This window comes from Microvirga arvi, assembly GCF_016892765.1.
In the GTDB taxonomy this organism is placed as follows: Bacteria; Pseudomonadota; Alphaproteobacteria; order Rhizobiales; family Beijerinckiaceae; genus Microvirga; species Microvirga arvi.
This window is the reverse complement of record NZ_JAFEMD010000107.1, coordinates 1-9,552: the sequence shown is the minus strand read 5'-3', so window position 1 is coordinate 9,552 and position 9,552 is coordinate 1. Positions and strand designations below refer to the sequence as shown.

7 protein-coding genes are annotated in these 9,552 nt (G+C 61.8%); all 7 read left to right on the top strand.

The features are described from left to right. Positions 1 to 1,345: 1,345 nt before the first annotated feature. The 7 genes from ILT44_RS28925 (at position 1,346) to ILT44_RS28895 (ending at position 9,143) form a co-directional block, all read left to right on the top strand. On the top strand, positions 1,346 to 2,050 hold the full coding sequence (locus ILT44_RS28925) for a LuxR C-terminal-related transcriptional regulator (RefSeq protein ID WP_204243067.1): 705 nt from the start codon (positions 1,346 to 1,348) through the stop codon (positions 2,048 to 2,050). A gap of 161 nt (positions 2,051 to 2,211) precedes the next feature. Continuing rightward, positions 2,212 to 2,616, top strand: coding sequence for a helix-turn-helix domain-containing protein (locus tag ILT44_RS28920; RefSeq protein ID WP_204243066.1), 405 nt, complete (start codon positions 2,212 to 2,214; stop codon positions 2,614 to 2,616). Between the two features lie 2 nt (positions 2,617 to 2,618). Beyond that, positions 2,619 to 3,119, top strand: a complete 501-nt coding sequence (locus tag ILT44_RS28915; protein ID WP_204243065.1) for a hypothetical protein — start codon at positions 2,619 to 2,621, stop codon at positions 3,117 to 3,119. A gap of 481 nt (positions 3,120 to 3,600) precedes the next feature. Beyond that, positions 3,601 to 4,053: a hypothetical protein gene (locus tag ILT44_RS28910; RefSeq protein ID WP_204243064.1), complete on the top strand. Its 453-nt coding sequence runs from the start codon at positions 3,601 to 3,603 to the stop codon at positions 4,051 to 4,053. Positions 4,054 to 4,067: 14 nt separating this feature from the next. After that, positions 4,068 to 4,418, top strand: a complete 351-nt coding sequence (locus ILT44_RS28905) for a hypothetical protein (protein WP_204243063.1) — start codon at positions 4,068 to 4,070, stop codon at positions 4,416 to 4,418. Then, positions 4,415 to 5,614 carry a trypsin-like serine peptidase gene (locus ILT44_RS28900; RefSeq protein WP_204243062.1) on the top strand — a complete coding sequence of 400 codons (1,200 nt, stop codon included), beginning with the start codon at positions 4,415 to 4,417 and terminating at the stop codon, positions 5,612 to 5,614. The genes ILT44_RS28905 and ILT44_RS28900 overlap by 4 nt, the downstream gene beginning before the upstream one ends. A gap of 22 nt (positions 5,615 to 5,636) precedes the next feature. After that, positions 5,637 to 9,143 carry a metallophosphoesterase gene (locus ILT44_RS28895; protein WP_204243061.1) on the top strand — a complete coding sequence of 1,169 codons (3,507 nt, stop codon included), beginning with the start codon at positions 5,637 to 5,639 and terminating at the stop codon, positions 9,141 to 9,143. Positions 9,144 to 9,552: the final 409 nt, after the last annotated feature.

Sequence of the window (9,552 nt, the reverse complement as noted above, 5' to 3'; positions counted from 1 at the left end):
CACATGGCCGCACCGACCAGCCCAGCAGAAGTGTCAAACAAATCCCTTGCCAACAGGGAGCCGTCCACACATGGCACTGAGCCGACATTGTGCATTGATCCGTGTTGAGCCCCGAAGCAGACCTACCCATCATGCAAGCCCTCAAGCTTTCACAATGTAAGCGGCTCCTTCGTCGCAGAGATTGAACTAATTTTTCCCGCCGCGGGGTTGGCTAGAACTCAACCCAATCGAGCACGCCTGATCCTAGATAAAAGAGCACCGAAAGACTGAATCAGGCACGCTGGTCATGCATTACTGGGCTGTAAATCGATCCAAAGCATTTTACAGCCCATAGAACTTCCAGCTGGAGGCCCTCACGAATTCAAAGTCGCAGGCTTGAAAATCAAACGGTCGATTGAATTCCTGCGACTTTCGCGCGCCAAAAACTGTCCACCAAAGGTCTTCAGCGGTTCTCGACCTGCAAACTTGAAATACGTCGGCTCTTGTACGGCGCCGCTCGGGACATGTTGTCAAGATTTCCAACGTTCCGATGCGATCCTGAGTGCCGCCCTTGACGCTCCGTCCTGTTCTCAGGACTGCCGGAACTCATGAGGGTTCGGAACCAACCAATTCTCCCCGTCAAACGGCATGGCCTTTTGGGCGATCGGAGAAATAGGCTGAATCTCCCGAGAGGCCGCCCTCTTTTTTAGAGGGGGACCTCGTCGAATAACTGCCTTTGGGTGCTCGCAATGATCGGAGTGGGTCCCCCAGAGTGACGGGGGGCGTGGGTCGTATAAGAAATCACGAGCTTGGTGATATCCATGCCTACGACTATACCCTGCCACCTTGGCTCGGCGCCGTTTGAGGTACCGGCGCCGACGCCTGTATCGACCTCGACACCGTGACGGTCCCGAACGTGACCGTCATCCAGTGATCTCACCAGCTTGTCCAGCAGAACTCCGCAGATACCATCACAAGTGCCTCACTAAGGGTTGCACCAATTTGTTGCATGATCGGAGAAACCCGAAGCCGATAAAGGTATCCCGCGATAACCATGGAGCTTTAGCGTCCTCGTGAATTTTGTCTTGCCCGATGAGTGAAACAGTCGCACAATAGTCTTTGCTTCTGCGAGCGCATCGTATCGACCAGTCGCATTCTGTGGGTTCTGCCGCGCATATTCGAATAGTTCTGATCAAGTATGCTGTGCGAAGGTGTGCTGAGATATTGCTGCGAGTAGTTTAGCATCAAAGTAAACCTCCACCAGAACGGTGACGATTATGGACGAGAATTTCACCTAAGACGTTTATGTATGACAAACAGGACGCAGGACCTTACAGAAGGTCCCGCCAAGTCAAGGCTTGTGCCGATGGCTGCTATCCAACCCGACACTCTGAAGACCATCCGCGTGGCAGTGCTGGCCAATGTGCGGCTTTACCGTGAAGGGCTGGCCCGCCTGCTCGCTGGGCACCCCAGCCTGACGGTCGTCACGGCGTTACCTGTCAATGAGGAGTCCCTGCTGCGCGCTCATGCGGAGCACGTCGATGTGATCCTGCTCGAGGCCGCGACGGTCTGCGAGACGCACATCGTCCAGGACCTCGCACGCTTGGCGCCGGAAGCGAGGGTGATTGCCTACGGGGTGCTCGATGAAGAGCAGCAGGCGTTACGCTGTGTTGAAGCCGGCGCAGTAGCCTTCGTGTCAGGAGAGGCAACCGGAGAGCAGTTGGTGAGGGATATCCTGAGCGTTGGGCGCGGAGAGATCAACTGCTCACCCCGGGTGACGGCCTTGCTGGTCAAGCGCTTGCAGAGCCTCTCGCACGGCCTCGCGCCGGAGGTGAAGCACGTGCGGCTCACGCCGCGGGAACGTGGCATCGTCACCTTGATCGACGAGGGGCTCTCTAACAAGGAGATCGCGAAACGCCTTGGGATCGAGCTCTGCACAGTCAAGAACCACGTCCACCACATCCTCGAAAAGCTTCAAGTCACCCGCCGAACCCAGGCCGTCGCCCGTGTCCGGCGTGCACGCCTCCTCAGACTCCCTTCCATTCAGACCGTGCCGGGATCCGGATCTTAAGATCCCCCACAGATCTGCAATCTCGTTCTCTGCCAATAGATTACCTCTGGCGTGGACGCGTGGGTGCACGTGCGCACCATCTCTGGAACTGAACCCTTCCTGGATCTCCTTTGAACCCTTGGATCTCTTGCTGTGCGCGAGTGCGCCGGCATTCTACAGCCATGCGTGATGCGACAGCCATGGGCGACAACCGGCACCACGGGTCGGATGAGATCAAGGTTCTGATAGCGGAAGTGCCGGCGCTGTTGGCGGCCGTGGTCCGGCAGGCGGTGGACGAGGAGTCGGACATGACCGTCGTGGAGCAGGTGGGATCCCCCGAGGAGTTGCAGGAGGCGCTGCACCGTCCGATCGACATCGTCGTCACTTCATCGACTGCGACCGAGCTGGCGCCTCCGTACCAAGCGCTCCTCTTTCGTTCGGTCCCGCTGCCGATCGTGGCGATCAGTCTGGATGGGGCGCGCATCGACATCTACGGCCGCGCGTCCATGCGCGGTGTCGGCATCGACGGCCTGGCACGCCTGATCCGCGAAGCCGTTGTGGGCGCACGACCGAGAATGGAGGGCTGACAATGCGGGAGCTTGGCGTGTGGTCCACGGCCAGCGGTACGACTGAGGCCTTCCTGGACTTCGAATCCGACGACAGTGGCATCCATGCGACGGAGTTGCCGTCCTGGGCGTCGGGCGCGCTAAAAGGCGCCATGGCCGGTGCGGCGACCGGCGCGGCGGCCGGGCCGTATGGGGCACTGATCGGTGCCGCGGCGGGCGGAGCGCTCGGAGCGGCCTCGAGTGCCACCTCGCCCGCGTCGGCCGCATCGGCTTCTGCCACTGCTCCAGCCTCGAAACCTGCAGCACCCGGTTCCGCGTCCCTGTCGGCGGACGCCAGTCATGCCAAGATCAATCAAGCCCTGCAGCAGCTCGCCGCCATCGTGCCGGTTCTGGTGCAGTTTATGGCCGCCAGCGGAAAGGGCGGAAAGGAGTTCGGGCTCGGCTCTGTCGACGAGAGCAGCGAGAGCTTAGAGGCATCAGACTGGGGACCAGAGGCCTTTGAAGGCCGCTGGACTGTGCCATGACCACCGAGACTGCACGGACGATCGCCAGCATCCTGGCCCAGCGGCTTGGTGTCGAGCCTGATGAGATAGAGGGACCTTTAGTGGACAAGCCCCTTGCCGCGGCCATGGTGCTTTCTCTCTTGAGTCCGGCGCATCACGCGACATGCGATCCTGCGGCGACAGTGCGGTTCGTCGCCACGTTGGTTGGGGCGTGTCCGATCTGCCTCGGCGAGGACATGGTCTGTCATGAGTGCGGCGGGAAAGGCGGGCCGGGATCTCGTGATCCCGACGCAGCCGCATTGGTGGCGTGGATCACGCCGGCGCTGGGTCGAGTGGCTCTCTGCATAGGCAGGCCCCGGCGTGAACACCCTGAGCGCAACCATGAAGGAGGGTACGGCTCATGACGACGTTTGCAGAAGGCTATGACGAGGTCGAATCATTCGAGAGCTTCGACTTCGAAAGTGCGGATGAGGCTGCAAGGCCCTTCCGGCCAGGCGGCAGAGTGTTTGCGCCGGGAGGTCTCTCCAGTGCAACACTGCACACACCCAAGGGACCGGCCAAGCTCAACTTGCCTTCACCGGTCCCCACGCTGACACAGTTCCGGACCCTTGAGCAGGCGCTGAATGCGAACACCCAACGGGTGAATGCGGTTCAGAACGAGCTCACGCGAGTGCGCCGCGAACTTGCGCTCCGCCGGCAGGATCCACAGAGCCAGAACACCATGTCTATGTTCCTGTTGCTGAAGCTGAGTCAGGATTTCAAAAAGCATACACATAGCGGCAATGATCAGCCTCCGAAGGTGTCTGCCGACAGCAGCGGCTTCTCGTCCTTTCTGCCGCTTCTGATGCTTCAGCCGGGTATGTTCGGTCAGGCAGGTGCTGGGAGCTCATCCTCAGGCACCCAGGATGCAATGTCGCCGCTCATGTTGATGGTCCTCATGGAAGCCTTCGACTGAAGGGAGATCACAAAATGGATCAAAACCTTCTCATTCCGCTGATGTTCTTCGGTGGATCCCAAGGCCGTGGGGCAGAGGTCATCAAGCGGACGCTCCCGGGGACTCTGTCAAACCCTGGCCAGCGTTTCCTGCTGACCGCCCTCTTTGCAGCGAAGGAGCTCAAGCGCCAAGATGAAACGGTGCTGACGATTATTCAGGATGTGGTCACGCAGGACAGGATCAAGGATGCTGCTGCGCTCAACAGCAAGTTTCCTAAGCTGCACGAGATCTTTCTCAAGCTGCCGGAGGCCGTGCGGGCCACCATCAAATTCCCGATAACGACGCCTCCGGAGTCAGCGCCAGATGCCGGGAGAGGCAAATCATGATCACCGCGGAGCTCATCCAACAGACGGAGGGCCGTTTTACCGAGCGGCAGACTGTCCGTCAGGGGCACGAGGCGAAGATCCACTCAGGAGCTCTCCTGGAGGCAGACTCCCCTGACCGGGTGCGCAAGCGGGTCCAGCACCTTGCCCAGATGATCATCGAGACCGAAGGCGTCGGTCTGCCGACTCCCGGCCAGGCCCAGGGGGCTGGCCTCGCGACCCTCGAGCGGATCATGGGGAAGAGCGACCTCATGAGCGTCCGCTATCTCGAGCTCGGGCTGCGAATCGCCCGGACCGTCGGGCGGATCCATGTCCGCCGGGCCGACGGCGCTCTGCAGGGCTACGGGACCGGCTTTCTGGTCTCGCCGCGGCTCCTGCTCACGAACAATCACGTGCTGACCGATGCCGGGGTTGCCGCAACCAGCCGGATCGAGTTCGATTTCCAGGAGGGCATCGACGGCAGGCTCCAGAGCTCATTCTTCTTGAATTTCGATCCGGCCGCGTTTTTTGCCACCGACAAGATGCTGGACTTCAGCCTCGTGGCCCTCAAGGGCGACCTGCGAAAGATCGCTCCCTACGGGTGGAACGGCCTTTCCGCCGCGGAGGGAAAGATCATCATCGGAGAGTATGTGAGCATCATCCAGCATCCCAGCGGCGAGCGGAAGCAGCTCGCGCTCCGGGAAAATCAGGTGATCGACGTGCTCGACAACTTTCTCCACTACCGCACTGACACCTCGCCCGGGTCCTCGGGGTCTCCCGTGTTCAACGATCAGTGGGAGATCGTCGCCCTGCATCATTCCGGCGTACCGAAGAAGGATGCTCAGGGGCGGGTCCTCACCAAGGATGGACGCGTCTACACCCCTACCATGAGCGAGACCCTAATCGATTGGATTGCAAACGAGGGCGTGCGCATCAGCCAGATACTGAGGCATGTCCAGGGGCTCAACCTCTCGGGAGAACAGGTCACGCTTCGCAAGCAGTTGCTCGACTCCGAGAAAGGATGGCAGGCGGGAACAGCGGCCTCCAAGGAGCTGGCAATGACCGTGCTGGAAGCCGAGCCGGCTGGCGAGAGCGAATTGATGGATTCCCTAGCCGCCCTGGAGCGATCTGCCCCCCAGGGGGTGGCGGGTCCGGTGCCGGATTCGGCTCTGGAGTGGCTCGTAGGCGGAAACAACGGCGCAGGCTCTTCGTGGCCTTGAGAACGGACGGGCAGGAGAACTCATGGTCGGACATTCCGACATAGCGGACGAAGCTGGCCTCGTCATCCGACTCGGCTCGAGCGACGAACCGACCCCGTCGTTCGAATCCGCTGCTCCGTCAGGACCAGTGCGGGTCCGCATCCTGTGGCCGGCGCTCGGGTTCCCGGCCACGATAGCACCCCGGCCCCAAGCCACCGCCGGCAATCCGTTCAAGCTAAGCGATGCCACCCACTGTATCACGGTTTTGCTCCTGTCCGACCGTCCCTATCTTCCCAAAGAGGAAGTCGCGCGCGCTCTGCGGTATGTGCCCTGGTCTGGCCAGGGCCGGCGCAACCTTCCAGCCGGTTTGGGGCGGAGCTTCGCGGCGGACGAGATCGAGGTCCTGGATGACGCCAGAAAGCCGGGCCTCGCACTGCCCGACAGCAAGGACTCCTTCGGCGAGCTCATTCCGTTCGGAGGCGATGCCGACGGCGAACGGTCAGTGGTTGTCATCCTCGCGAAACGGGTCCGCGACTTTTACAGCGCGGCGGGTCTCCGCCACCTTCACGAGATCCGGATCAGCGAGCAGGCGTCCGCCCGTCTGGCGGATGGCGCCTACCATCTGTTCTGGAACAACCAAGCCATCGGCGAGGACATGCCTTCCGACGAGATGAGGCTGCTGCTGGAGCAGTTCGCTCGGCCGCGGCGCTCGAAGCTGGGCGAGCTATGGACCAAACGAGGCAAGGAGCTGCTGGACGAGTACGAATACGAGTACCGGCCGCTACACCCCTGGTCCGGCCAGGGTGTCAAGGGAAAGCGGACTGAGATTCTCCATCCGCTCTTCGTGGACCGGCGACGGTCGGAGCGGCTGCGGGTAGGGCATATCACCGACACTCACGTGTGCGTGCGGGCGGATGTCTACGAGCAGAATCTCGCGCGGGAGGGAATCAAGGCGCAGTACAACAACTGGAACACCAGCTTCCGCAAGGCCTACGAGGGCGCCAAACGGGACAGCGACGTCATCCTGCTCACGGGCGACCTGATCGACTACGGCCGAGGCCATTGGGGCCGTGAGGCGATCGGCCGCCTGGAGGAGGACAGCCTCTATCATGAGGACCGCAATTGGTTCCTGTTTCATGACCTCCTCGCATCCAGCGACGCCTATCGCGTGCCAGTATATACCAGCCTCGGCAATCACGACTGGCGGATCAATCCCTACCCTCCGTTCGCCGTGGCCGGCGCGCCCGAGCCGAAGCTCCTGATCCACGACCACGCCCGCTACTCGACCGAGGAGCAGCGGCGGATCCTGGCGCTGGCGCACGGTCACGGCTTCAGCCGCAAGTTCTCCTATCGGGCAACCGCCGAGAGCAAGGCGCAGCTCATCCTGGAGGAGCCCGGATCCGCTCTCAAGGCGCTGAGCAAGCTGCTGACTCAGACCCGGACCTTGGACGAGCCAGGCAGCCCGACGGAGACCACTGTCGAGTCGGTGGCCTGGTACCTGTTGGTCATCAACCCATTCTTCGACTACGCCTTCGCCCTGCCCACCCGGCATCAGGTGCTCATGCTCGATTGGGCGGAAGACGAGGATGTGCTCTTCCCGGTGGTCGCCCATGGCAAGGAGTGGCCCTACATGCTGTGGCAGCTTGAGACCGCCTCGGCGCCAGGGCCAAAGGCCAAGCGCTGTCTCACGCCGCTGCAGCAGCGCCTGGTGAAGCATCTCGTTGAAGCACCCGGCAGCGCCAAGCTGATTGGCATGCACGCTCCGCCGATCGGCCCCTATTCGGATTGGCTCGACCCCGACATGCTCGCGGGTCGAAAGATATATACCAACCTGAAGGACGCCCGTGGCCCGACGACCTTCGCCACCCGGAAGCCCGACGGAACGATCGAGCCCTGGAAGGGCCATCCTATCTTCGCCATCAGACCCAGGAGCGGTGAGGCCGGCATGGAAGCGGATTACGGGTCATTCGCCCGGGAGCGCGCTTGGTTCATCGAGCAGGTCGCCGACCCCAAGCGGGGTGTGCGGGCCATTCTGTCCGGCCATATCCATCGCAATGGTCTGTATGCGGTGCAAGTCGCTGGCAAGGAGCGGGGCGCGGTGCTGGCCGGCGAGATGCTGGTGCGCCAGGTCGTCCCGCCCGCGGTCAGCGGGGCCAAGCCACCCGCGATCGTACGTACGCCCAATGCGTTCATCGGTCCGCTCTACGTCAACACCACCAGCGCGGGTCCCCGCGGGAATGACAAGAGTCGCGAACCGACCGACGCTGAACGGAAGACTGGGGGCCTGAGCCTCGATCCAGGCTACACCCGTCTTGATCTCTCGGCAGATGGGACCATTCAGCTTGTCGAATTTCGTTCGGCACTCGCTGCCGCTTCCCCAAAACCGGCCGGACGCGAGCGGGTGCTGGAGAGCATTCTCGACGAGATCGGTTTCGACCGGTCCAGCTCAGAGAAGCGCGAGCCCTTTGAAACCGCGCAGGTTAAGGACAATGAGCAATTCGCGTCTTCGCTCGACGAGCAGCTCGCGGGTCTCGCCGAACTCGTGATGAGCGCACCGGCCAGAGGATCCGAATGGACGCAAGGCCCAATGGCCGTCGCTGCGTCCACGGATCCTGCAGAGGAGAACCCGATGGAAGGAGCGCTGACACAGTGGGGTCACGAGGCGTCTTTCGAGAATGAGATGGCGCTGCTCGAGAGTGGAGGCCAGACCGGCCACCGCATCCTTCCAGGCGAGCCGGTGACGTGGTCTGGGGAAACGCTGGAGTTCGGGGCGGACCTTGAGCGTGATGAAGACCTGGAGTTCGGGGAAGCGGACGCTGAGGGCTACCAGGAAAGTGCGCTCGATTCGGTGCTCATGGATCTGGCAGAGCGCGTTATGTCGGGCGGTGCGGCGACTGTGCAGGAGAAAACAACCTGGACCCGGTGCTTTGATGCGGCAGATATTGCGAACGTCCTGACTGTATACGTGGACAACGCTGCCGCGGCCGGTGCCAACGCGGGCGACCGCTGCAGCTGCATCGTGATGTTGAATGTCGCCCTCGGCCGACTCCTGCCGCTTGGGCTCAAGCAGAGCCGTGCGCGCGGGACGAGCGATCGCCGCGTGCAGATGGCTGCGCTCACGACCGAGAGCATTGAGCAGGCGATGCAGCAGCTCCAACAGAAGGGATTCGCCACGTCGCCCTTCACGCACGACTTCCTTGACAAGCGTGATCGCACTGCGGGAACGCTTAAGCCGGTGCAGCTCAAAAGCAGCCTCCGTGGTGCGGTGCTGAAATTGTCGGAGCCTGGTGGCTGCTGGTACGCATACGGCCTGTCGATCATGGACGGCTACCACAGCGCACTCCTGCTGGTAGACCGGCAGGAGGCGACGCCCAAGATCTATTGGCTGGATCAATTCTCCAGTGGGCTTGACGTGGTCGTCACGGACAGCCTCGACCAGCGGGTGACCGACAAAACCCAGGCCTGGTGGCAATCAGTGATGGACACCAAGGGCAAGGGATATTCGACGATGCTGCGGGTGTGGCCGCTTCGGAAGCCGCACTCTCTGTGATCATCGCAAACCGGACGCGCCGCCAGAGAGCGCCCAGCTGTCGATCCGCATGAATTCAAAGTCGCGGGCTTTGAAAATCAAACCGTGCTCTGCAGGCCGTCCTTGAGAAGGCCGGCGTCAGCTTCACCTAGTTGCAAGAGCGGCAAAGGCCGTCGCCTATGGTGGCAGTGACTGGCCGTCTGCCCCACCTTGGTGAGCTGAGCTTAATGCGCTGCAACCTGTTACTCTGCCTGCGGGTTAGTTCAGAGCTGAGGGGCCGGAGAGTGTCTCATGGCACAGGCGGTGGATCATCGCAGCAACTGGCTCTTGGCGGCCCTGGAGCCCGACGATCTAGCTGTAGTAGTCGGCATTTGATCTGACATTCAGCGTCAGAGAGTGATCGGGTTGAGCCTGTCCGGCAGGATCAGGC